The sequence below is a fragment of the Erythrobacter sp. S57(2025) genome, assembly GCF_057365055.1.
Genome location: NZ_CP200299.1, coordinates 2,205,988 through 2,229,155 on the forward strand (window position 1 = coordinate 2,205,988; position 23,168 = coordinate 2,229,155).

Sequence of the window (23,168 nt, forward strand, 5' to 3'; positions counted from 1 at the left end):
GGATGGTGTGAGCAGAAAAAGCATAAAGGTTCAGTCTTGCGCCTTAGCTGCGCCAGCTGTCGTCAACCTTGTCTACGCGGCGTTTCCACGCTTCGAAGTCGAACAGCCCAGCCCCGCCTTGTGACTGCATCACCGACAGATCGCGCTGGTGCACGTCGACGACTTCTTGCGGGACGATGTTGGCCGCGCCTTGGCTGAGCGTTGCAACCTGGATTTCGCAGGCGCGTTGCAGCGCCCACATTTTCACAAACATGCCCTGAATGGTGCCATCCATAACAACGGGGCCATGATTGCGCAGCATCAAGATTGTGTGATTGCCGAGGTTTTGAACCAGCCGCTCGCCTTCTTCTTCGCGAACCGTCACACCTTCAAAATCGTGATAGCCGATTTGGTTCTGAAAGTTGCAGGCGTAAAAATTGGTCGGCATCAGGCCATCTTTGTGGCTGCAAACCGCCATCGTCGCCGTTGTGTGAACGTGGCAGATCGCGTCTGCGCGGCTACCCAAATGCTTGTGAAAATAGGCGTGCTGGGTGAAGCCAGCTTTGTTCACCATGTAAGGCGACCCACCGACATTGTTTCCTTCGACATCGATCTTAACGAGGTTCGAAGCGGTCACTTCGTCATAAAGCAGCCCAAATGGGTTGATGAGGAAGGTGTTCTCTTCGCCCGGGACCTTCAAAGAGATGTGATTGTAGATCGATTCCGACCAGCCCAAATGGTCGAAAATCCGATAGCAGGCAGCAAGATCAAGGCGCGCTTGCCATTCTTCCTTGCTGACTTGCCCTTCGAGGCTAATCGGTTGTTTGAGCTGCGTTGCCATTGGGAATCCCTTCACTCGTCTTTTTCGTTTGTCGTCTTATCGCATGGCTTGGCAGAATTGCGCAAGGATTTCACTTGGCCTTGAGCCGGTGCTGAGGCAAGGCGCGGTGCATCAATGAGCGACACTTCCGAAACAAAGGCCAAACCCAATAATGCCAAGTTGACGCGCGGCAGTATCACCGGGCATTTGGTGGGGCAGACCCTGCCCGCGATTATCGGTGTCGCAGCGATCATGTCCATCGGACTTGTCGATGCCTATTTTATTGGCCAGCTGGGCAGCGACGCATTGGCCGCCATATCCTTTATCTTTCCAATTTCGGTCGCGCTGACATCGCTTGGCGTGGGCGTGATGGTTGGGATCAACTCAGTCGTTGCGCGCGCGCTCGGCGAAGGGGACGATGAACGCGCCGCGCGCCGCGCCAATCTCGGTGTCGTTTTTGCGGTGTTTGCAGGCGTGCTGATGGGACTGGCGCTGTTTGTCTTTAGCGACCCGCTGTTCCGTTTAATGAATGCTCCTGAAAACGTGCAGCCGTTGATACGCACATATATGCAGCCTTTCGCGCTGGGCTTCCCTCTGATCCTGCTGATCATGGGCTTTAATGGCGTGTTGCGCGGTCAAGGCGAAGCGCGCCGGACCAGCACCGTCAGCATCACGTATGCAGCGGCCAATTGGGTGCTTGATCCGATCCTGATCACTGGCGCATTTGGGTTTGAAGGCTTTGGGATTTTGGGCGCGGCCTATGCGACCGTTATCGGGTGGGGTTGCGGCGCGGTGATGGCGTGGTGGTTGATGAAGAATACGGCGATCCCCTTTGATCTATCACTGCTCAGGAACACCAATTTGGTCGACCCGGCAGTCGCAATGCTCAGGGTCGGCGGACCAGCCGCGTTTTCCAACGCGATCAATCCCATCGGCCTGTCGATCCTGACCGCGCTGGTTGCATTGGAAGGGGAAGCCGCAGTGGCGGGCTTTGGCGCAGCGGGCCGATTGCAGAGTTTTGCGACAGTGCCGTTGCTGGCCTTGTCAGGCTCCATCGGCGCGATCGTGGGCCAAAATTGGGGCGCAGGCGAATATGGGCGATCGCGGGAGGCTGCGCTTTACGCCTTTGCATTTTGCGTGATCTGGGGGCTTGGCATCGCTGTGGCGATGGTCGCAGCAGGGGAATGGTTCGCCTTCCTCTTCACCGAAGATGCCGCCGTGGTCGATGAATTTGCTCTTTATCTCCAAGTCGCGGCTTGGGGTTATGCAGGTTTCGGACTTTTAATCGTCGCGAACGGCATCTTGAACGCGGTCGACAAAGCCAGCTTTGCTCTCACCCAATCGGCCGCCCGCGTTTTTTTGGTGATGCTCCCCTTCGCATGGGTTTTGTCAACAAGCTGGGGCAGCGCCGCCATCTACTCGGCAGAGTTGGCAGCCAATCTAGTGGGCGGGGTCACTGGAATCTTATTGGTATGGTGGGTGCTCACCCGGCGCGCCCCTGACCGTAGCAATTAGCCGCTCAGCGCCCTCCATACTCTGCTGCTTGGTAGGCGTTCGTTAACCATCTCGCTGCATAGCTCCTTAGATCAAATAATAGGGGCACGCGCGCTATGGACGACCTGCTGGCGGATTTCGTCGCAGAAACACGGGAAATGCTGGAGGCCAGCGAGGGTGAGATTATCGCCTGGGAAGCTGACCCCGCAGACCGTGCGCGCCTCGATACAATCTTCCGCTTTGTCCACACGGTAAAGGGCAATTGCGGTTTTTTCGACTTTCCCCGGCTCGCCAGTCTCAGCCACGCAGCCGAAGACGCGCTAGCGGATTGCCGTGCCGGAAGACGCGAGCCAGACGCCGCGCTTGTTACAGCCGTACTCGCCATCATCGATCGCATCGTTGAGATGGTAGATGCGATTGAAGCGGGTGCGGATTTCCCAATGGGTGGCGATGAGACTTTGATCAGCGCTCTTGCCGACAAAAGCGAGGCTAGCGAGACTGCGCCAGCTCACAACCCCGCCAGTGATTTAATCGATGAAGGTGCGCCCGATTGCGAGCCCGCCGTCGAAAGTAAGAAAGCCGAAACGGTAGCAGTTCAACGCTCTATCCGACTCCCCGTTGATCTGCTCGACCGCGTGATGAGCGGCGTTTCTGACATGGTGCTTGCCCGCAATGATTTGGCGCATCGTCTACGCCAAGCAGGCACGCAGCCCACCATTGACGGTCCATTCGAACGCCTCACTACCATCCTCGCTGATGTCCGCGATGCGATCACTCGAATGCGAATGCAACGTATCGAGGCCCTGTTTGGGGCATTGCCGCGATTGGTCCGCGATCTGTCTGCAGAGCTGGGCAAACAAGTCATGATCGACTTGGAAGGCGGCGATGTCGAACTGGATCGCGAGATGATCGAGATGATCCGCGATCCCTTGACGCACATTATCCGCAACGCCATCGACCACGGCATTGAAAAGCCCAGCGAGCGCCTGAAATCAGGCAAACGTGAAATCGGTATGCTGTCAATCGCCGCGCGCCAATCAGGCAATACGATTTCGATCGTTGTCAGTGATGATGGCGGCGGACTGGACGAAGACAGAATTGCGGACAAAGCCGTCGCGACCAATCTGATCTCATCATCCGAGCGCGCAAAGATGAGCCGCGATAAGATCCTGCAATTGATCTTTGAACCCGGCTTTTCCACTGCCGATGCGGTCAGCAATGTCTCTGGTCGGGGTGTCGGCCTTGATGTTGTCCGCGACAATCTTGAGAAAGTTGGCGGCACTATCAAAGTGAGCAGCACGACGGGCGTAGGCACGCTCTTCACACTGCAAATCCCACTAACGCTGTCGATCATCGCTGGCCTGACCGTCGAAGCGTCCGATCAACGCTTTGCCATCCCGCAAAGCTATGTCGAAGAGATCATCCATGCCTCTTCCAAAGTTCTCGATTTTACGCGCGTCGGAGAGACGGCGCTGGTAACTTTCCGTGGCATGCGCGTCCCTTGCCTGATGCTTACGCAAATTTTGGGCCTGGCCTCAGGTGAACTTGCCGAGGATCAGCAGACAATGGTGATGCTACGCCTGGCAAGCGGTGACCTCTTCGCGCTCGCGGTGGATCGCATCCATTCGCACGGCGACGTTGTGGTCAAACCGCTCGCCCCGGCGATTATGAAGAGTGGCCTGTATGCTGGCTCCACCTTGCTTGACGATGGACAGCCAGTGCTCCTGCTTGATGTGACCAATATCGCATCAAATTATGGCCTCGTTTCAGATGCGCGCGGACGCGTTCTTAACGCTGCGAATGAAGGCGAAGAGGCGACTGCTAAGGCTGCTTGCCGCGCAATGCTGTTCACCGATCTGTGCGGTCGCCGCCGTGCTGTGCGGCTCGAACTAGTGCAACGGATTGAAACCGCACCTGCATCTGCAATCGACTTGACCGGTTCTTCACCTCGCGCTGTCATTGATGGCCTTATTTTGCCGCTTGTCGGACTGCCTGAAAATACAACAATCGGCGACAAAATTCGCCTACTGCGGCTTAGCGATGGCGCATGTGAATTGCTGCATGCTGTTAGACAAATCGACGATGCGGTGGAGCTAACCAATGATCTCAAACCCGCAGGTGATGACCCTCTTGTCGAAGCAGTGACGCTGGTCGATGGGGAAACCGTCGCACTAATTGACGGACATGAGCTTTTTGCTCTTCATGGAGAGGCGCCGGAGGCTCTCAAGAAGCCTGTCTGTCGTCTTCCCAAGAGCGACTGGGCTCACACGATTCTTGCTCCGCTCGTGACATCAGCCGGCTACGAAATCGCTGCCGATGACGATGAACAGGAAGATGTGGCGATCTGGTTCGACGAAGATTTTGAGGCCGCAAAGGCCATCGATGTCGAATTCAATGTGCCCATAGTCCGCCTTCGCGATGCACCAGATGCGCCGGCCGCTGCCAAGACGATTTATCGATATGATCGCGAGGGTCTGATCGATGCCTTGCGCCAGGCCTGCGCTGCTGGAGGGAACGGCTAATGAACGACCTGCTTGTAATGTCTCAAATCGCCGGTCGACGCTGCGCAATAGCGGCCCACGACGTGAAATCTGTGATTGAGGTTGGCCAGATTACGCCGATCCCGCAGACGCCCGGTTTCATCGCTGGGATCACCGCGATGCGCTCCCAGGCACTGACAGTTATCGATTGCCGTTCCGCTTTGGGGTTCGATGAGAAGGAGTGGCCGCTTGATGACAGAGCCATTGTCGTCGCAGTTGAAGATTACTTCTATGCGCTGCGGATCGATTCAATCGAAGATATCAGCACCGGAATGTGCGAGCCTGATAACATCCCGGGCGGATTTGGCCCTGAATGGACCCGCGTTGCTACGGGCATGATCGAAACGCGCGCCGGCCCCGCTTTGCTTCTAGACCTTGCAAAATTGATCGCTGGTCCTGCGGATATTGAGGCCGCAGCTTAATCCAAAACTTACTTTCTCGTTCTAGCTTTGCGTAAATTTGATCGAGGGGTCGCACCGGATCAAAAAACACATCGAAGGATCCAGTATGAACACGTGCCTTATCGTTGATGATTCCCGAGTGATTAGGAAAGTGTCTAGGCACATTCTCGAAACGCTCGGCTTTTCCGTGACAGAGGCAGAGAACGGCAAGTTGGGTCTGGACGCATGTGAGGCGGACATGCCCGATGTGGTTCTGCTCGATTGGAACATGCCGGTTATGACCGGGATCGAATTCATCACACAGCTGCGACAACGTCCAGGCGGCGAAAAGCCAAAGGTCGTATTTTGCACCACTGAAAATGATGTTGCGCATATCCGCGAAGCGATCAGCGCTGGAGCAGACGAATATGTGATGAAGCCGTTCGATCACGAAACGCTTCAGATTAAATTGCAGCTGGTCGGATTTGCGTGAACGCGCCTACTGCCTCCCCTTCCCGATTGCTAAGATCGGCACGCGCACCTGCAAGTGACACGGGTGTAAAAGCGCCAAACGCGATCCGCGTGATGTTGATCGACGATTCGCTTACCGTGCGCACCATTTTCAAACGCATGGTCCAAAGCGACGATGCAATGGTGGTTCAAGACACCGCCAGCAGCGCTGAACGAGGAATTGCGCAGCTGAAAGCGACACAGGCAGACGAACAACCCGATGTCGTTCTGCTGGATCTCGAAATGCCGGGAATGGGCGGCTTAAAAGCCTTGCCAACAATCCTTGAAACGGCGCCCAAGACCAAGGTCATGGTCGTCTCTTCTCTGACTGACGATGGTGCCGAAGCAACCGTTCAGGCTCTATCGCAAGGTGCGGCAGACACCATGCTCAAACCACGTCCGGGTGGTTTTAACGATGAGTATCGCAGCCTACTGCTCGATAAGATTAAGGCGCTAGGCAACACCACTCGTGGTCAAGATCAAGACGCCAGTGAAAAGGCGTCAGCAAACGGGGACAATCCACCTGCTCGAGGCAAGAGATGGCACGGTTCCGTGCAACCCGAGGTGGTCGCGATAGGAGCATCGACCGGCGGCATCCACGGCATCAACGTGCTTTTGAAAGCCCTTACTCCCGATTTCACCACACCCATTGTCATCACGCAGCACCTGCCAAGTTCGTTCATCCCGGTATTTGCGCGTCAGATTGAGGTGGCAAGCGGACGTCCAACTCATATCGCCGATGATGGGACAGAACTTCGCAAAGGCGAGATCGCAATTGCAACAGGTCATGGTCACATGGTCGTACGGCGTCGCGGGGATCGCCTAGTGGCACGGATTTTGGCAGAGCCTGCGACGAGCGGCTGCCTTCCCTCCGTTGACCCGATGCTGAGCAGTCTTGCTGAGACCTGCGATGGCCGCGTGCTCGCGATAATTCTGTCTGGCATGGGGCGCGATGGTCTCGAAGGGGCCGAAGCGTTGAAAGCGGCCGGTGGTACGATCTGGGCCCAAGATGCAGAAACCAGTGCGGTTTGGGGCATGCCGGGCGCGGTCACCAAAGCTGGCCTTACCAGCTACATTGCACCTGCGGATGAGCTTGCCAGCGCAATCCTGACCGAATTTGCGGACCAAGCATTTGCATTGAAAAGGCGCGAAACCGTCTCCGGTTCGGCTGATTGATCGCCGCATGGATGCCAGCGAAGCCTCTCACCAGATAATTGCCGATCTGCTTTCGGCCCGCACTGGACAACATTTAACCGAAAACCGTCGTTGGCGTGTTCCAACGGCATTGTCTGGTGTGTTCCGTCATCACGGCATCAGCAATATTGACCAGCTGGTCTGCCTATTGGATGTCCCCCGCAGGCGCTTGACCGACAATGATCTTGCGACCGAAGTGGTCGAAGCATTGCTGAACAATGAGACTTATTTCTTCCGCGACAAACCCACCTTTGACCAGATACCGGACGATATCTTGCCGACGCTGGCCAAACGGCGCGAGCACACAAAACGGATTTCGATCTGGTGCGCGGGATGTTCAACCGGGCAAGAAGTCCACTCGCTAGCAATGCTATTCGAAGATCAGCGTGAAAAATGGGACGGCTGGACGATAGAGATATTGGGGACTGACGTCTCTCACCGCGCCATTCGCACAGCTCGAACGGGATTGTATTCTCAGTTTGAGGTGCAACGCGGGCTAGGAGTTGCGCAGATGCTACGACATTTTGAGGAAACGCCCGATGGCTGGCAAATTCGCGATCATGTCCGCTCAATCACCCGCTTTCAGCAACACAATGTTCTAGGCGAACCGCCTAAGCACAAACGATTTGACCTCGTCTTGTGCCGCAACGTGTTGCTCTATTTCGATAAAGACACGCGGGCAGCAGCTTTTCAGAAGCTTTCAAGCGCTATCGCACGCGACGGTTTTCTTATGCTCGGTGCTGGCGAAACCGCCGTCGGCCATACTCGCTCCTTCGTTCCCTCTCCGAAGCGTTTGAGCATTTTCGAACTGCAGGAAAATGTTGCTCGCAGCTCGGCGCTTGCCACCAGCTAAGCTTTATCAAAGGCTTGCGAGCGGACTAAGGGTTCATCGGTAGTCATTTACGCTAAATTAGCCATTCCTCTTTAGATAATTGCGCTTCGAAGGAGTGCCGCTCTGGCACGAAAAGGGGAGCCAGCGTGCCTGAGCCTAGATTGCCGATACGGTTGACGCCGACGCGGCTTGTAATATTGCCATTGGTCACACTTTCCGCCGTTTTCGCACTCATAGTAGGAACGGTATTTGCCAGCGAAACGCTTGAGATTGCATCCCCTTCAGCTCTGCTTATCGCGGGCGCTCTTATTTACGCTGCTACAATCTTCTTCTTGAGCCGCTCAGCATTCGCGAGCGTCCGGGAGTTTGAATTGCTCAGCTCGATTGATACCCTCAGCGGCCTGCCCAATCGCCGAACTCTGCATGCTGACATCGAAGAACAGTCAGATGGCAATGACGAGATGGCTATCGCACTGATCGACTTGGACGGGTTCAGCCAAGTCAATGATCGCTATGGCCATGCCTTTGGCGATGCGCTCATCCAGAAATGCACTTCGATCCTACAATCCATCTTTGGTAGCGAGGCAACTTGCTATCGGCTGGGCGGCGATGAGTTTGCCGCAATTGTGCATGGCCGCGTTGCAGGGACGATCCTGGAAGGGCTTTGCCGTTCGTTTTTAAAGGAATTGGACAAACCTATTGAAATCGCCGGCCGAAAAATCACGGTCGGCGCCAGCATCGGCCTCACGCAGAGCATTCCCGGTGACCGTCTGCCATCCAGCGAAATGTTGCGCCGCGCCGATGTGGCGATGTTTGTGTCCAAGCGCAGTGGCAAAATGCGCTGCACGTGGTTTGTGCAAAGCTTTGACCAACGCCGCGATGCGGTGCGCGAATTGGAAGATGACCTTCGTCAAGGTCTTGCTGAGGATGAATTTTCACTCGTTTACCAGCCACTGGTGGATGCGCAGAAGGGCCAGATCGTCGCTGTCGAAGCGTTGCTACGCTGGGATCGCAAAGACGGTGAGAAAATCGGTCCGCATGTCTTCATTCCCGTTGCTGAGGAATCTGGTCTGATCAACCCAATCGGCCATTGGGTCCTTCGCAAAGCGGTGCGCACGGCTCTTGAGTGGGAAGGCATCACACTTTCGGTCAACATCTCCGCTGCGCAACTGCGTGATCCAGAATTTCCGATCAAACTGGGTGAGATTCTGGAGGAAACTGGCTTCCCTCCGCAACGCCTTGAACTTGAGGTTACCGAAACTTGTCTTGTTCTTGACCCGATTGTTGCCGAACGAACGCTCAATGTCATTCGTGAATTCGGCGTTCGAATTTCACTGGACGATTTTGGCACCGGCTATGCCTCGATCGGTTTCCTGCGCCAGTTTAGATTTGAAAAGCTAAAACTGGATCGCAGTTTGGTCGTCGATGCAGGCGCTGACGAAAGCAGCCGAGCGATGATGATCACTAGCGTCGCCCTTGCCCGGGCCCTCAACATGGCTGTCACGGCGGAAGGGGTCGAGACCGAAGAGCAAGCCGAACTGGTTCGCACCGCCGGCTGCGATCAAATTCAGGGCTGGCTCTATTACAAGGCCATGCCTGCGCCTGAGGTAGACGCGCTGATTTCACAACAAAACGAATCCGCAAACAAAAGAAGTGATAATGAGGTAACGCAGACGCGCTCGCCTCAATTGTCATCGAGAGGGGAAGTCGCATGAATGCGCCAATTTCAAAAGACGATTGGACGGTTGAGGACTTTAGCGCTGACGCCTCCGAAGTCGCACCCAGCAGTGATGCATTGATCTATGACGAGCACGTCGATCCGCTGACTCTTTGGTTTCGCAAGCGCAGCACTGCGCAAAAGGTTTTCCTGACAGTTGGCGCGCCGCTTGCGATTGTTGCCACGACAGCGGCTTTTGCGTTTCTGGGCCTTGGAACTGTGGCGGATGCTCTAGCTAGCGCCGATGAAGATGCGCTTGCAGGGGCAAGCTCATCGGTGGAGAGACTACGGTATATTCTCGTTGCCGCCGTGGCGATCAGCGTCGTTCTAACTCTTGCACTGTTCCGAGCTATTCAGACCGACGTCATTCGCACGTCACAGCAATTGATAGACAGCTTACAACGCATTTCTGACGGCCAGTCTGATATCGTCATTCCGCATTGCGAGCGCACCGACGAGTATGGCGAATTGGCGCAAGTTGTTGAGCGTATTCGCCGCGCAAGCGTTCGCACAAAGCGCTTGAGCGATGCCAGAACCCAGGCTGCCAAACGCGAAGTGGAGCACAAAACCAAGCTGCAGGAACAACAGGAGCAATCGCAGCGTGAGCGAGAGAATGCGCTGCGAGATTTGGCAGATCAACTGGAGCGCACCGTTGGTAAAGTTGTAAATGGCGTAGCTAGCGCCTCAAGCCAATTGCAATCCACCTCGACTATGATGGCTGCGACAGCCGATCAAGCCTCGACGCGCACACACGACGTGACGGTTTCAATGGATGAGGCGAACTCGGGTGCAACTGCAGCTGCGGCGGCATCGGACGAATTTGCCATGTCTATCGGCGAGATTAGCCGGCAGGCTGCCTCTTCCGCAGAACTCGCACGCAAAGCAACGAACAGCGCCTCTGATGCAGATGCAACCATCGCCGCTCTGTCTGATTCTGCGCAGCAAGTCGGCCAAGTTGTTGAACTGATCCAAACCATCGCTCAGCGCACCAATCTGCTCGCCCTAAATGCCTCCATCGAGGCCGCTCGAGGTGGAGAAGCAGGGCGCGGATTTGCGGTGGTCGCAAGCGAGGTAAAAGAACTCGCGATGCAAACCAGCCGGGCAACCGAGCAGGTTGCCGATCAAATCCGCGACATGCAGGAAACAACCAGTGCGAGCGTTACCGCCCTTCGAACAATCGCCAAAGAAGTCGAACAGCTAGAAACCACAGCGATTTCAATCGCCACCGCTGTCGATCAACAGTCGGTTGCCGGGCAGGATTTGGCACATAGCATCGATCTGGCGGCTCGCGGCACTGAACAAGTAGCAGGCCACATCAAAGAAGTGCGCGAGCTATCGGTTTCAACCGGCACCGCGGCAAGCCAGGTCTTGTCCAGCTCGACTGCGCTTGAAGAGCAAGCGGCCACCTTGCGCAGCCAAGTTGATGGTTTCCTCAAGAAGGTTCGTGAAGCCTGATTTTCTAAGCCTTAGGTTAACCGAGGTCAGACTGGAAAGGGTTCATAAAGGATTTTCGTTCACACAATCGCTTTGTGAAAGGGATTGCGCACGCGCTGTGTGGTGACACCTTCTGGGCCATAATGTGGGAACGAAATCATGAATATGATGACGCTGCAGGACGAGCGCGAAGAACGCGCGGTGCCGCATCCCGGCATAGAAATGGCCAGTTTTGAGCTTGGCGACGACTTGGAGCTGGATTACCCCTCCAAACGCGAAGGTTCCCGCCCATCAAGCCTTCTCGAACGGCTCACTTGGTTTCGCAACCTGTCGTTACGCGGCAAAGTTAACACAGTTTTTGGAATATTCTTCGGCATTGGTTTTGCCATGGCGATGGTCCTGGGGTTGGGTCTTGGCGAGCTGTGGCTCCGGGACAAAGCATCCGACCGGATGAATGTCGCAGTGTATGAGGCGGTTGAACTGCGCAGTGTTGCAGGTGACCTTCGCTACAATTCCATGCTCTATTTGTTTATTGCTGAGGAAAATGTGCTTGAGCGTCAGCGCGAAGGGTATGAGGCTGCGCAAAGTCGGCTCGAGACGATCGAAGAGATCGCGGCGCAATCCTTGCCCGAACTTCTCCCAGCCGTGCGGCGCACCTCGACCGAGTTGAGCGCCTATAATGATGCGTTCACCACAGTGACCACCGCGCAATCGCAAGGTGCTGATGCTGAACGAGTGGAAGTGCTGGCGACAAGGCTAGCGACGCGCGGACGCAGTATCATCAAAGAGAGCCGCGAGCTTGCAGATAACTTTGCGCTCTACCGTGAGAATTCGCGAGAAACAGGGGCCGAATATTTCGGCTATATGATTGCCATTCTCATCGCATTGGCAGCCATCGCAACATCAATCCTGTTCATGGGTCTGCGATATCTCTCTTACGACTTCTCAGCCAAGATTGAGGAGGTAACGCAAGGTATGACGCGGCTTGCAAAGGGTGATCGCGATTTCGCCATCGATGGCTATGATCGCAAAGATGAAATTGGCGAAATGCTCCGGGCACTAAAGCAGTTCAAGCGTGCCAATGAACAACTCGAAGTGTGGGCGCGAGAACGCACTGAGCGGGCCGAGGAAACCATTAGCCTGCAACAGGAACGCGACCGTGAGCGGGCAGAAGCAGATGAGCGCAAGGCCAAGCTGTTAAACGATGTTGCCTGGCAATTTGAGCGCACCGTCGGCGAAGTGGTGGAGAAGGTAGCATCCGCTTCCAGCCAACTGGGAACAACCGCAACAGCGATGGCAGCAACTGCAGAACAGGCGAGCGAGCGCACCAATGAGCTGGCTCAATCAGTTGAGGAAGCAAATATCGGCGCGACCGCGGCGGCCGCTGCCAGCGATGAGTTTGCGCTGTCCATCGCCGAGATCAGCAAGCAGGCAACGTCTTCTAGTGAGCTAGCAAGGCTCGCCAATGATGCGACCGTAAAGACCGACACAACCATCTCTGCATTGTCACAATCTGCGGACAAGGTTGGTGAGATCGTCGAACTGATCCAGACGATCGCCCAGCGCACAAATTTGCTGGCACTCAACGCTTCAATTGAAGCGGCCAGAGGGGGCGAGACTGGGCGTGGTTTTGCTGTGGTGGCGAGTGAAGTGAAAGAACTCGCCATGCAAACCAGCCGAGCGACCGAGCAAGTGGCGGAACAAATCCGCGAGATGCAGGATACAACCGGCGACAGCGTCACTGCCTTGCGCGGGATAGCCGCTCAAGTGAATGAACTCGATTCCACTGCTACCGCAATTGCCTCGGCTGTGGATCAACAATCTGTCGCTGGGCAGGATCTTGCGCGGAACATCGATATGGCAGCGCATGGCACGGGCAAAGTCGCAGGCAATATCAGCGACGTTCGTGAGCTTTCTCACTCAACAGGGTCAGCGGCCAAGCAGGTGCTCGCCAATGCAGATGAGTTGGAAGGGCAAGCCCAAACACTTAGCGAGCAAGTCAAAGCGTTTTTGGAGCGCGTGCGTTCCGCCTAAATTCCCGCAAAGAAGGCCATTATCTCGGCCTCTTCAACAACATCAGCATATTTCGCATTCATGTCGAATAGATTGGCTTCATGCGGGCCGGGATGGCGATCACCAACTGCCTCTTTCACAACAGATGTGATGAAACCATGCGACATGGAATCAACGCATGAGGCTCTAACGCAGCCACTCGTTGTAAGGCCCGTCAGAATGACATGATCGACCCCCAATGCGGTTAAGGTCGATGCGAGCGCCGTCCCAAAAAACGCGCTGGGATATTGTTTGGATATGATGATTTCATTCTGAGTTGGCTCCAGTCCCGTCGCCCAATCACCCATCGGATTGCCTGCGACAAAGCTGTTTAGTGGTTTCACTTTCTCGAAAAAGCGCCCTCCATCAGCGCCACCGGCTTGGTAAACCATATTGGTCAGAACGGTTGGGATTTTCGCATCTTGAGCAGCTTTGCGAACCCTCAGGGCCGATGCCAGAGCATCATCTACGCCCGCATATAGATCGCAATCTGGGTCAAAATAGGCTTGCACAAAGTCGACAAGGACAAGGGCGGGCCTTTTACCGAAGCCCGCCCTTTGCCCATACGCGTTGGCGTAATTGTCGTCTCTGCTGTCCATTCAATCAGCTTTGCCAGATGAACTGACGCTCTTCCAGATCAGAACCGATAGCCCACTTCCACACCGATCAAACGACGCGCACCGGGTGAGATGAAAGAACCGCCAAACTCAATCGCAGGGATCACCTCATTGAGATATTCGCGATTGAGCGCGTTCTCGGCAAAGACTGAAGCCGTAAACTCACCGACTTCAATACCAGCGCGAATGTTTAGCACGCCAAACGCCTCTCGCTGGGCAACGCTGTAGTCAGCGTCCCCTACAACTGCAGGCAATGCCAGCGCAGAAATAGGCAGCAGGCCAGAGAACAAGGTTGGCGCAGTTTGATCTTGGAAGGAATGGAACCAGGTCGGTCCTGTAATCCGATAGTCAGCCCGCAAGATCAGATCGATGCTGTCATTAAGCGGCGTATCAATCTCAGTTCCGAGGTTGATCGTGTAGTCTGCTGTGTAGGGTGATTTGTTGCCGACCGTCGATGGACGCGAGGAGTTTGCCTTGATCTCGGACTCGGTGACGTTGACCGAGCCGAAGAATTTCCAGCCATCGACCACTTCCGCCGAGGTATTGAACTCGATCCCATAGACCTCAACCTCGTCGATATTCGAGACGACGCGCAATAGGCCAAAGGAACCGACGAAGAATTCAAAGAACTGCATGTCTTCGATATCGGTGTAGTAGCCCGCGAGGTCGAAAGTGATCGCACCGTTTGCGAGTTCACCTTTCAAGCCCACTTCAAACGCGGAGGAGACTTCCTTGTCGTATACGTCTTCGATCGCAACATCCGCCCCAATAAACTGGACGAAATTTGCATCAATGATCGCCGAGGAACCCTGATTGTTAAAGCCGCCTGATTTGAAGCCAATTCCCCAGTTTGCGTAGAAATTAAGGTCAGGACTTGGCTGCCAGCTGAGGCTCAGTTTTGGCTGCAATTGTTTAAACGTCTCTTCGACCGGGGTGAACGCGCCGAATGCAAGGCCTGGATTGATCGGACCACCCGTAAACGGATCGAGAGCTCCAGCTGGAACGAGCGATTCTGAGGATCGGTCTTCAATGTCGTAACGCAGAGCCAATCCTGCAGTGAGATCGCCAAAGTCATATTCAGCATTGCCAAACACCGCGAAAACCGTGGTATCGAAACTGTCTGCAAGCAGCAGCGATGTTGGGTTGGCGCTGCCGGGTGCATTGAATAATTCGCGGCTGACGCCAGCGCCGGTATCGCCGCCAATGCTAACTCCTGTTTCGCGGTCGATCTGCAGGAAATAAGCGCCCAATTGCCAGCTCAATGCATCACCGCCGGATGAGGCCAAGCGAATTTCCGCGCTAATGTCGGATTGCTCACGGATTTGCAGCTGCGTGCCGTCGCAAGTGGTCGGGCTATACGCACCAAAGGTCGACCCATCAGCGGGTGAAAAGATGAATGGCACAGGGATCTGACCGATAAAACCCGGTTGGTTGACTTCAAAGCCAGTGAGCGCCGCCGTCGTGCCAAAGCACGAATCCACTACATTGCTGACCGCAGGATCAACCGCCGTGATGAAGCGCGCGAAATCTGCCGAAGTACCATCAGCTGTCAGCAATTGATCGACATCAGAATAGAGCGCCCATGCCGTAAGCGTGACATCGCCAAAGTCATGTTCAACCTTAGCCGAAATGTCGAAGCTGTCTTGTTCGTTAGTTGGACGAATATTGCCGTAATAGCGGAACGGATGGTCGTTTACGTCCTCGAAGAATGCCGGGTTGGCACCGGCGAAATTTGGGAGGTGGAACGAAGAATTGAAGTTGATCGAGGCGCCACGCAATTGCGAATATCGCGCCTTTACATCCAGCTCAGTCATTTCTCCGATATCTGCAACGATCCGGCCATCGACCGACCAAACTTCCTGATCATCGACTACATCGCGATCGAGGAATTCGTTGGTGAAGAAACCATCTGAGGTGCGGTAATAGCCTGACAGCACGAAACCGAGGTTTTCTCCCAAGGGACTTGAGATAAATGCGGTCCCTTCGAAGGTGCTTTCATTGGCATAAGATGCACGCACGGCGCCTTCGACCGCATCACCCGGCTTGGCAGTTTGCAGCACGATGGCCCCGGCAGCGGCGTTGCGCCCATAAAGAGCGCCTTGGGGGCCTTTGAGTATTTCGACCTGACGCAATGTGCCTTGAGGCTGGTTCAGCTGCGCGGTGTTTGTTTTAAGAATGCCATCGACGACCAGTGCGACCGAGCTTTCCGCATCGCGTGCGCCATTGATGCCACGAATGTTGATCTGGGTATCGCCTGCTTCTGCCGTGCCGGTTACAATGGTCACACCCGGCGTCAGCTGCGCAAAGTCTTGAGCGTTGTCTGCCCCTGTCTTCTCAAGCGCATCCGATGTCAGCACTGACACCGACGCTGGCACATCTTGCAGCCGTTCATTCTGGCGCCGGGCGGTTACGATGATCGCTCCATCGTCTTCAGAAGCATCTTGGCCTGAGCCTGTGTCTTGAGCGGAGGCAGGTGCAGCAATGGCGAGGCTGATGAACGAAGCAGCGGCCAGCAAGTGAACGTGACGCATTAAGAGTTCCCCTTGATCAGCCGCCCGATCCAAGTCGAACGGCCTATTTTATTGTCGCATCGGGGACAGCCAGTCACGCTCTCGCGGCCAACATGGATCCCGCCACCCCTGGCAAGCCTAGCGAAACACTATCTTGCTTGACGAAAGCCTTATTGTATACAATTAGCGCAAGTCAAGCTCCAACTCACCAACTACCCAGCAGGGCAAGATCAACAGTATGACAAAGGCGTCGGACCGCGCATATCAGACAATACGGGGCATGATTCTCTCCGGGGAGTTGTCTGCGGGCGATGCACTGGCGGAGGAATTCTTGGCGGAGCGCTGCGGCGTATCACGCACTCCGATTCGCGAAGCGCTAAAACAGCTAGAAACCGACCTAATGATCACGCGCTCCGGTTCACAGCGCAGCTTTGTCGCGGACTGGTCGCTCGATGATGTGGGCGATGCGTTTGAGTTGCGCGCCATGCTCGAAGGGCATGCAGCGAAGCGTGCCGCAGAGCGGATGACTGACGAAATTTTGGCCCTTCTTCGCTCGTGCAACGATGCAATAGGCGCTGCCATTTCCAAGGCGAAGCCCGATGTTTCGACCTTCCTTGACCGCAATCGTGAATTCCATGCCTTGATACTCCAGGCTGCCGGATCACGGCGCCTCACAAATCTTCTGACCGCCTTGATTGAGCAACCCGTGGTCTGGCGCACTGCGCAGCATTACGATCCCGATGCTTTCAAATGTTCGCACAGCGAGCATGCCGACCTTCTTTCCGCCTTTGAACGGCGCGATGGAGCATGGGCACAAAGCATCATGGCAAGCCACATTCACCGAGCCTTTCACGCCTATTCTGATGCACATCATGGCATGAGCACCCTAGAGAAAGGGGCTGCCTGATGGATAAAATGTATACATTCCCGATCGAGATCGTCGAAGTCAGTCCTCGCGATGGGCTGCAGAATGAGAAGCTTCAGATCGGCACGCAGGACAAGGTTGCCCTCATTCAACGGGCAATTGATGCTGGCGTTCGGCGGATAGAAGTTACCAGTTTCGTCAATCCGCGCGCCGTGCCGCAAATGGCCGATGCTGACGCGGTGTGCGAGCGGCTGCCCGATCGGGTTGACGTTACTTATATCGGTCTGGTCATGAACCAACACGGCGCTGACCGCGCGCTTGCGACAGACCGGATTGATCAACTCGGCGCTGTGTGTGTGGCGACCGACACCTTCGCAATGGCCAATCAGAGGCAGACGTCCGATGGCTCGGTCGAGGTGGCCAAAGCCATCATCGAGACTGCGAGGGCCAAAGGGAAAACAGCCCAAGTAACGATCGCGGCCAGCTTCGGATGCCCTTTCGAGGGCGAGGTTGAAGAAGCACGGATCATCGCAATGGCGGAGGTTCTGGCTGATGCTGGCCCGGTAGAAATCGCGCTCGCTGACACAATCGGCGTTGCCAATCCCGCGCATGTCAAAAGTCTGGTCACGCGCGTGAAAGAGGTGATTGGCGACATTCCTATCCGCGCCCATTTCCACAACACCCGTGGGACAGGATTGGCGAATGTTTGGGCAGCAATTGAAGCAGGCGCCAGCACTATCGATGCTTCTATTGGCGGACTTGGCGGCTGCCCCTTTGCACCAGGAGCGGCAGGGAATGTGGCTACTGAAGACGTAATCTACATGCTGGACCGCGCCGGGATAGCGACCGGCATCGACCTCAATTCTCTGATTGATGCGAACCACTGGCTCACCGAAGTCATGGGCAAAGAATTGCCTGCAATGGTGGCCAAGTCGGGCGGCTTTCCGTCTCCCAGAATTCAAGAAAAGGAACTCGCCTAATGCGCTATCGTTTGGGAGTGGATGTGGGCGGCACATTCACCGATCTGCTGTTGTTCGACAATGATACGGGAGCGTTCTGGCGCCATAAAACTCCCTCCACTCCCCATGATAGCTCCGAAGGAATTCTGAACGGCGTTACCGCAATCACTGAAGAAGCCAAAGTCGATCCCGGCGACATTGAGTTCTTCTTGCACGGCACGACCGTCGCAACCAATGCCGTCCTCGAAGGGAAAGGCGCGCGCGTTGGGCTGATCACAACCGAAGGCTATCGCGACATTATGCAGATCGCACGCAGCTTTGTCCCAGGCGGGCTTGCGGCGTGGATTGTCTGGCCCAAACCGCAACCGCTCGCCGCGCTGGAGGACACACTCACAGTGAAAGGCCGCATGGATGCAAGCGGTACGGAAGTGCGACCGATTGACGAAGCGCAAGCGCGCGAAGTGCTAGAGCAGCTCAAATCCCAAGGGGTCGAAGCGATCACCGTCAGTCTAATCAATGCCTATGTGAACGGCGAACACGAAACCCGCATTGGCGAACTGGCAAAAGAAGTGTTCGGGGCCGACATCCCGATCTCTCTCAGCCACGAAGTGCTACCGGAGATGCAGGAATATGAGCGCACGCTTTCCACTGTAGCAAATGCCGCCGTCCGTCCGGTTGTCGGGCATTACATCTCCAATTTGCGCGACAAGTTGAAACAAGCCGGCGTCACCGGAAAACTTTCCCTGCTGCGCTCGGATGGCGGATTAATGAGCAGTCAAAAGGCCGAAGAACACCCGGTCAATATCCTCATGTCAGGCCCAGCCGGCGGGGTAACAGGCGCTGTCTGGGTGGCGAAGAATGCTGGCCTGCAGAACATTCTGACCCTCGATGTGGGCGGCACATCGACCGATGTTGCGCTGATTGAAAATCTCGAACCGCGTCGTGTGCGTACGACTGAGGTTGGGCACCTATCGGTGCGCGCGTCCTCGCTTGATGTGAAGACTGTCGGCGCTGGCGGTGGCTCCATCGCGCATGTTCCCGAGCTCACGGGTGCGCTTCGGGTGGGTCCGGAAAGCGCGGGCGCCGTGCCCGGCCCCGTCGCCTACGGTAAGGGCGGCAAAGTGCCGACGGTGACAGACGCCAATGTCGTGCTCGGCTATTTGCCCGAGGATTTGCTTGGGGGATCGTTTCAGCTCGACCGCGACGGCGCGACAAAGGCGGTGCAGACAATCGCCGATGCGCTTGGCATTGGACTGATGGAAGCGGCGCGCGGCATCATCGATATCGTCAATGAAAACATGTTCGGCGCGCTGCGTATGATCAGCGTACAGCAGGGTTATGACCCGCGGCACTTTGCGTTGATGGGCTTTGGCGGCGCAGGGCCGTTGCACGTGAATGCGGTTGCAAAGCTGATGGGCAGCTGGCCCGCGGTCAGCCCGGTCTCACCCGGTGTGCTGTGCGCACTTGGTGATGCGACCACCCGAATGCGCACAGAAACCGCGCGCAGTTTTAGCAGGCTCGCGACCGAAACCGACGTTAGCCAACTGACCGCGCTGTTCGACGAAATGGCCGCGCAAACCCGCGCAGAGCTGGAAGCCGATGGTATCCCCCCTGACAGCATCACAAGCGAATTTGAGGTTGATGTGCGCTATGCAGGGCAAGCGTTTGAAGTGCCTTTAACCATCGACCAAGCCACTCTGACAGATCAAGGAATTGAGGGTATTCTGGAGCGGTTTGATGAAGAGCACCGTCGCCTATTTACCTTCAACATGGATACGCCGCACGAAATCGTGAACCTGCGTGCAGTCGCGATGGGTGAGGCGCTTGAATTGGAAGCGCAGCAGCTTGAAAAAGGCAATGGTGACCCTGCTCAGGCCAAGATACGCGACCATAAGCTTTGGATGGATGGCGAAGCCCGCGACGCGGTGATCTATGACCGAGCAAAACTGTTGCAAGGGGACATCATTCCCGGTCCCGCCATCATTACCGAAATGGATTCAACGACGCTCATCGAACACGATTGCGCCGCGACGATCGATGCGGTCGGCAATATCCTTGTCAACCCAAAAACCAATCAAAAGAGTGGGGGCTAAAAGATGCCAGCTCAAATCATCGAGACTAACCCGCAAGGTTTTACGAAGCTCGACCTAGACCCTGTCACGCTAGACATCATCGAAAACGCGCTTCGCAATGCGCGCATCGAAATGGATGCAACTCTGGTGCGCACGGCAATGTCGCCCGGCATCCGCGAGCAAGGAGACGCCTTCCCTCTGATCGCAGACCCGTCTGGTAAAATGATTGTCGGCCAGTTTGGCAGTTTTATCGGCGGCTTCCTCAAGAGCTTTGAAGGGACGATTGAGGATGGGGACATGATTTTCCTCTCCGACCCCTATTCTTGCGAAGGCGCGATTAGCCATTCGAACGACTGGCTAGTGATGTTGCCCGTGTTCAAGCAAGGCCGTCTGATCGCCTACACAGCCATGTTTGGCCACCAATCAGACATTGGCGGGATGGTTCCTGGGTCCATGCCAATCGAGGCGACCTCAATCTTCCAAGAAGGCGTGCGCATTCCGCCGGTCAAAATCTGGAAGAAAGGCGAATATAACGACGATCTAATGAAGCTGGTCATGCATCAGACGCGCAAGCCTGACTGGTGCCAAGCTGACCTTAATGCCCTTATCGCCAGTTGCCGCGTCGCTGCCAACCGCATTGTCGAAATGGCAGATCGGTTCGGCGACGATGTCTACTTCTCTGCGACTCAAGAACTGCTCGCGCGTAACCACCGCGCAATGAAAGCGCTGATCAGTCAGGCGATCCCCGAAGCCAAAGCAAGCTTTGAAGACTTCATTTGTGACGACGGCAAAGGCTACGGCCCCTACAAAATCAAATGCACGATGTGGCGCGAAGGCGAAAAGGTCGTCCTCGATTTCGAAGGCACCGATCCGCAATCTGCGGCCTCAATCAATTTTTACCTCAATGAAAACATGTTCAAGATGTTTTTCGGCATCTACATGATCATGGTCTTCGACCCGCAGATCCTGTTCAATGATGGTTTCTACGACCTCATTGAAGTCCGTATTCCCGAAGGCTCCCTGCTCAAGCCGAAATTCCCTGCTGCGCTCTCGGGTCGCACTCACGCTTTGGGCCGAATTTTCGACATTCTGGGTGGGTTGCTGGGGCAAGGAACGCCCGAGTTTCTCAACGCGGCTGGTTTCTCCTCGTCCCCTCACTTGTTTTATTCAGGCTGGGACAACAGAGAAGGCAAGAAGCGCGATTGGTTCCAGCTCTTCCAGATTGGATTTGGAGGCATTCCTGGCAGACCGCTTGGCGATGGTCCAGATGGGCATTCACTTTGGCCCGGTTTCACCAACGTCCCGAACGAATTCCTAGAACGCTACTTTCCTTTGCGAATTGAGCGTTATGAGACCGAAAAGGATTCAGGCGGCGCCGGCCTTCACCGGGGCGGCAATGGTATTCATATGACGTACCGCTTCCTCGCGGATGGAGCGATCGCCATCCACGATGACCGCTGGTTCGTTCCACCATGGGGCGTGAATGGCGGCCATCCCGGAAAACGCGCCACCAAAATCCTCGAGCGACTTGACGGTTCGACCGAGATCGTCGGCAACAAGATCGAAGATGTCGAAGTGAAAGAAGGCGAACAACTGCACTTCATCACGTGGGGCGGCGGTGGATGGGGTGATCCGCTTGAACGTGATCCTGAACTGGTCGCGCTGGAAGTCCGCCAAGGACTGGTCACAATAAAAGGCGCAAGAGAATATGGCGTTGTAGTCGGCGCAGATAGCAGTGTTGATGAAACGGCAACCGCCGCCTTACGCCAAGATATCAAATCCAAACGCGGTGAATTGCCTTTGTTCGATTACGGACCGGGCATCGAGGCATTGCGCGAAGCTTGCGTCGACGAGACGGGCCTTACCGCACCAATCCAGCCGGAATGGGAAGATGAATACGTTTCTGAGGCCGCCGAATGAGCGACGCTGCGAATACAGGAGCGCTCGCCGGGCTACGCGTCATAGAAATGGGGCAGCTGCTTGCCGGCCCGTTCTGCGGGCAATTGCTTGGCGATATGGGCGCCGATGTCATCAAGATCGAACCGCCTGGCCGCGGCGATCCCATGCGCGATTGGGGTCAAGGCGAGGAAAAGGTCCAGTGGGAGGTGATCGCTCGCAACAAACGCTCGGTCACTTGCAATCTACGCGTTGAAGGCGGACAAGAAATCGCCCGCGCATTGATCGCCACAGCGGATATCCTGATTGAGAACTTTAAGCCCGGTACTCTCGAAAGATGGGGGCTTTCCCCAGAAGCGCTTCACGCGATCAATCCGGAGTTAATCATCGCACGAATGTCTGGTTATGGGCAAACAGGCCCCTATTCCACTCGCGCAGGTTTTGGCGGCATAGGCGAAGCGATGGGGGGCTGGCGCTACATTGTCGGCGATCCAGATCGGCCACCTGCGCGCATGGGCATCTCAATCGGCGACACTCTGTGTGCGACATACGGAACAATGGGGGTCTTGGCGGCTTTGCACCACCGGGAAAAAACCGGTGAAGGCCAAGTCATCGACACCGCTCTCTATGAATCTGTGTTGCAAGTGATGGAAGGCCTCGTCCCCGAATACGACTATAACGGCTTCATCCGCGAGCGTTCAGGCTCCATTCTGCCGGGCATCGCACCTAGCAATGTCTATTCATGCAAAGACGGTCCATTCATGATCGGTGCGAACAATGACGCGATCTTTGCACGCCTAGCGCAAGCGATGGGCCGCCCTGAACTGGCCGAAGATGAGCGCTACAAGACGCATCTGGCGCGCGGCGAGCGGCAAACCGAGCTCGACAATTTGATCAACGATTGGACAGGTACTCTAACCATCGAGGAAGTCGATGCACTGATGATCAAACATTCGATCCCCGCAGGACGCGTCTACACAGCCAAGGACATGCTGGATGATCCTCACTTCAAAGCGCGCGAGGCAATAATCGAAGTCGAAACGCAAGGGCACGGAAAACTCAAAATGCAAAACGCATTCCCGCGCTTTTCCAAATCAAGTTCAGGCATCCGGCGCAGCGCACCAACCACCCCCGGTCAGCACAATACAGAGGTGCTCGGTGATATACTCGGATGGAGCGATAGTGACGTCGCGCAAAAACGGGCGGCTGGCTTTATCTAGGCCGCTAACATGACCTGGTTGAAGCGCGCGACCCTTATACTCACTTAGCGAGCAGGAACGGTTCGCACTCAACAGCC

General features: G+C 55.6%; 17 protein-coding genes. 14 read left to right on the top strand and 3 right to left on the bottom strand.

Going from position 1 to position 23,168, the window contains the following annotated elements:
* Nucleotides 1-43 precede the first annotated feature (43 nt).
* Nucleotides 44-820, bottom strand: a complete 777-nt coding sequence (locus AC0V6N_RS10595; protein ID WP_486171524.1) for a class II aldolase/adducin family protein — start codon at nucleotides 818-820, stop codon at nucleotides 44-46.
* 114 nt (nucleotides 821-934) lie between these two features.
* On the opposite strand from AC0V6N_RS10595, the gene AC0V6N_RS10600 reads away from it, so the two are divergent.
* The 9 genes from AC0V6N_RS10600 to AC0V6N_RS10640 all read left to right on the top strand — a co-directional run bounded on the left by AC0V6N_RS10600 (nucleotide 935) and on the right by AC0V6N_RS10640 (nucleotide 12,934).
* A complete protein-coding gene (locus AC0V6N_RS10600) occupies nucleotides 935-2,314 on the top strand; it encodes an MATE family efflux transporter (protein ID WP_486171525.1) in 1,380 nt (459 codons plus the stop codon).
* 95 nt (nucleotides 2,315-2,409) lie between these two features.
* Nucleotides 2,410-4,815, top strand: coding sequence for a chemotaxis protein CheA (locus AC0V6N_RS10605; RefSeq protein WP_486171526.1), 2,406 nt, complete (start codon nucleotides 2,410-2,412; stop codon nucleotides 4,813-4,815).
* The gene (locus tag AC0V6N_RS10610; protein ID WP_486171527.1) at nucleotides 4,815-5,255 is read left to right on the top strand and encodes a chemotaxis protein CheW; all 441 of its coding nucleotides are present in this window, start codon (nucleotides 4,815-4,817) and stop codon (nucleotides 5,253-5,255) included. The genes AC0V6N_RS10605 and AC0V6N_RS10610 overlap by 1 nt, the downstream gene beginning before the upstream one ends.
* A gap of 85 nt (nucleotides 5,256-5,340) precedes the next feature.
* A complete protein-coding gene (locus AC0V6N_RS10615) occupies nucleotides 5,341-5,706 on the top strand; it encodes a response regulator (RefSeq protein WP_486171528.1) in 366 nt (121 codons plus the stop codon).
* Between the two features lie 92 nt (nucleotides 5,707-5,798).
* Nucleotides 5,799-6,899, top strand: coding sequence for a chemotaxis-specific protein-glutamate methyltransferase CheB (gene cheB / locus AC0V6N_RS10620; RefSeq protein ID WP_486171529.1), 1,101 nt, complete (start codon nucleotides 5,799-5,801; stop codon nucleotides 6,897-6,899).
* Nucleotides 6,900-6,906: 7 nt separating this feature from the next.
* Complete coding sequence (locus tag AC0V6N_RS10625) at nucleotides 6,907-7,770, top strand: CheR family methyltransferase (RefSeq protein ID WP_486171530.1); 864 nt, start codon at nucleotides 6,907-6,909, stop codon at nucleotides 7,768-7,770.
* A 125-nt stretch (nucleotides 7,771-7,895) separates the two neighbouring features.
* Nucleotides 7,896-9,464, top strand: coding sequence for a putative bifunctional diguanylate cyclase/phosphodiesterase (locus AC0V6N_RS10630; RefSeq protein WP_486171531.1), 1,569 nt, complete (start codon nucleotides 7,896-7,898; stop codon nucleotides 9,462-9,464).
* On the top strand, nucleotides 9,461-10,921 hold the full coding sequence (locus AC0V6N_RS10635; protein ID WP_486171532.1) for a methyl-accepting chemotaxis protein: 1,461 nt from the start codon (nucleotides 9,461-9,463) through the stop codon (nucleotides 10,919-10,921). The genes AC0V6N_RS10630 and AC0V6N_RS10635 overlap by 4 nt, the downstream gene beginning before the upstream one ends.
* 138 nt (nucleotides 10,922-11,059) lie before the next feature.
* Nucleotides 11,060-12,934 (top strand): methyl-accepting chemotaxis protein, encoded by a 1,875-nt coding sequence (locus tag AC0V6N_RS10640; protein WP_486171533.1) that lies wholly within the window; start codon nucleotides 11,060-11,062, stop codon nucleotides 12,932-12,934.
* Here AC0V6N_RS10640 and AC0V6N_RS10645 read toward each other — a convergent pair.
* Nucleotides 12,931-13,551, bottom strand: coding sequence for an isochorismatase family protein (locus AC0V6N_RS10645; RefSeq protein ID WP_486171534.1), 621 nt, complete (start codon nucleotides 13,549-13,551; stop codon nucleotides 12,931-12,933). The genes AC0V6N_RS10640 and AC0V6N_RS10645 overlap by 4 nt on opposite strands.
* A 38-nt stretch (nucleotides 13,552-13,589) precedes the next feature.
* The gene (locus AC0V6N_RS10650) at nucleotides 13,590-16,100 is read right to left on the bottom strand and encodes a TonB-dependent receptor (protein WP_486171535.1); all 2,511 of its coding nucleotides are present in this window, start codon (nucleotides 16,098-16,100) and stop codon (nucleotides 13,590-13,592) included.
* 217 nt (nucleotides 16,101-16,317) lie between these two features.
* Between AC0V6N_RS10650 and AC0V6N_RS10655 the strand changes: the two genes are divergently transcribed.
* From AC0V6N_RS10655 to AC0V6N_RS10675, 5 genes are read left to right on the top strand one after another with little or no spacing between them, the layout of a single operon-like run.
* A complete protein-coding gene (locus AC0V6N_RS10655; RefSeq protein WP_486171536.1) occupies nucleotides 16,318-16,986 on the top strand; it encodes a GntR family transcriptional regulator in 669 nt (222 codons plus the stop codon).
* A gap of 8 nt (nucleotides 16,987-16,994) precedes the next feature.
* Entirely contained in the window at nucleotides 16,995-17,924 is a 930-nt protein-coding gene (locus AC0V6N_RS10660) for a hydroxymethylglutaryl-CoA lyase (RefSeq protein WP_486172470.1), read from the top strand.
* A complete protein-coding gene (locus tag AC0V6N_RS10665; RefSeq protein ID WP_486171537.1) occupies nucleotides 17,924-19,996 on the top strand; it encodes a hydantoinase/oxoprolinase family protein in 2,073 nt (690 codons plus the stop codon). The genes AC0V6N_RS10660 and AC0V6N_RS10665 overlap by 1 nt, the downstream gene beginning before the upstream one ends.
* A gap of 3 nt (nucleotides 19,997-19,999) precedes the next feature.
* The gene (locus AC0V6N_RS10670; RefSeq protein ID WP_486171538.1) at nucleotides 20,000-21,895 is read left to right on the top strand and encodes a hydantoinase B/oxoprolinase family protein; all 1,896 of its coding nucleotides are present in this window, start codon (nucleotides 20,000-20,002) and stop codon (nucleotides 21,893-21,895) included.
* Entirely contained in the window at nucleotides 21,892-23,091 is a 1,200-nt protein-coding gene (locus AC0V6N_RS10675; protein ID WP_486171539.1) for a CaiB/BaiF CoA transferase family protein, read from the top strand. The genes AC0V6N_RS10670 and AC0V6N_RS10675 overlap by 4 nt, the downstream gene beginning before the upstream one ends.
* Nucleotides 23,092-23,168 lie beyond the last annotated feature (77 nt).

Excerpts from the sequence above, each read along its gene's own strand:
- AC0V6N_RS10675 (WP_486171539.1), top strand. The coding sequence starts at position 21,892 with ATGAGCGACGCTGCGAATACAGGAGCGCTCGCCGGGCTACGCGTCATA.
- AC0V6N_RS10605 (WP_486171526.1), top strand. The coding sequence starts at position 2,410 with ATGGACGACCTGCTGGCGGATTTCGTCGCAGAAACACGGGAAATGCTG.
- AC0V6N_RS10640 (WP_486171533.1), top strand. The coding sequence starts at position 11,060 with ATGAATATGATGACGCTGCAGGACGAGCGCGAAGAACGCGCGGTGCCG.
- AC0V6N_RS10625 (WP_486171530.1), top strand. The coding sequence starts at position 6,907 with ATGGATGCCAGCGAAGCCTCTCACCAGATAATTGCCGATCTGCTTTCG.
- AC0V6N_RS10650 (WP_486171535.1), bottom strand. The coding sequence starts at position 16,100 with ATGCGTCACGTTCACTTGCTGGCCGCTGCTTCGTTCATCAGCCTCGCC.
- AC0V6N_RS10635 (WP_486171532.1), top strand. The coding sequence starts at position 9,461 with ATGAATGCGCCAATTTCAAAAGACGATTGGACGGTTGAGGACTTTAGC.
- AC0V6N_RS10615 (WP_486171528.1), top strand. The coding sequence starts at position 5,341 with ATGAACACGTGCCTTATCGTTGATGATTCCCGAGTGATTAGGAAAGTG.
- AC0V6N_RS10670 (WP_486171538.1), top strand. The coding sequence starts at position 20,000 with ATGCCAGCTCAAATCATCGAGACTAACCCGCAAGGTTTTACGAAGCTC.
- AC0V6N_RS10645 (WP_486171534.1), bottom strand. The coding sequence starts at position 13,551 with ATGGACAGCAGAGACGACAATTACGCCAACGCGTATGGGCAAAGGGCG.
- AC0V6N_RS10665 (WP_486171537.1), top strand. The coding sequence starts at position 17,924 with ATGCGCTATCGTTTGGGAGTGGATGTGGGCGGCACATTCACCGATCTG.
- cheB (WP_486171529.1), top strand. The coding sequence starts at position 5,799 with ATGTTGATCGACGATTCGCTTACCGTGCGCACCATTTTCAAACGCATG.
- AC0V6N_RS10610 (WP_486171527.1), top strand. The coding sequence starts at position 4,815 with ATGAACGACCTGCTTGTAATGTCTCAAATCGCCGGTCGACGCTGCGCA.
- AC0V6N_RS10595 (WP_486171524.1), bottom strand. The coding sequence starts at position 820 with ATGGCAACGCAGCTCAAACAACCGATTAGCCTCGAAGGGCAAGTCAGC.
- AC0V6N_RS10655 (WP_486171536.1), top strand. The coding sequence starts at position 16,318 with ATGACAAAGGCGTCGGACCGCGCATATCAGACAATACGGGGCATGATT.
- AC0V6N_RS10600 (WP_486171525.1), top strand. The coding sequence starts at position 935 with ATGAGCGACACTTCCGAAACAAAGGCCAAACCCAATAATGCCAAGTTG.
- AC0V6N_RS10660 (WP_486172470.1), top strand. The coding sequence starts at position 16,995 with ATGTATACATTCCCGATCGAGATCGTCGAAGTCAGTCCTCGCGATGGG.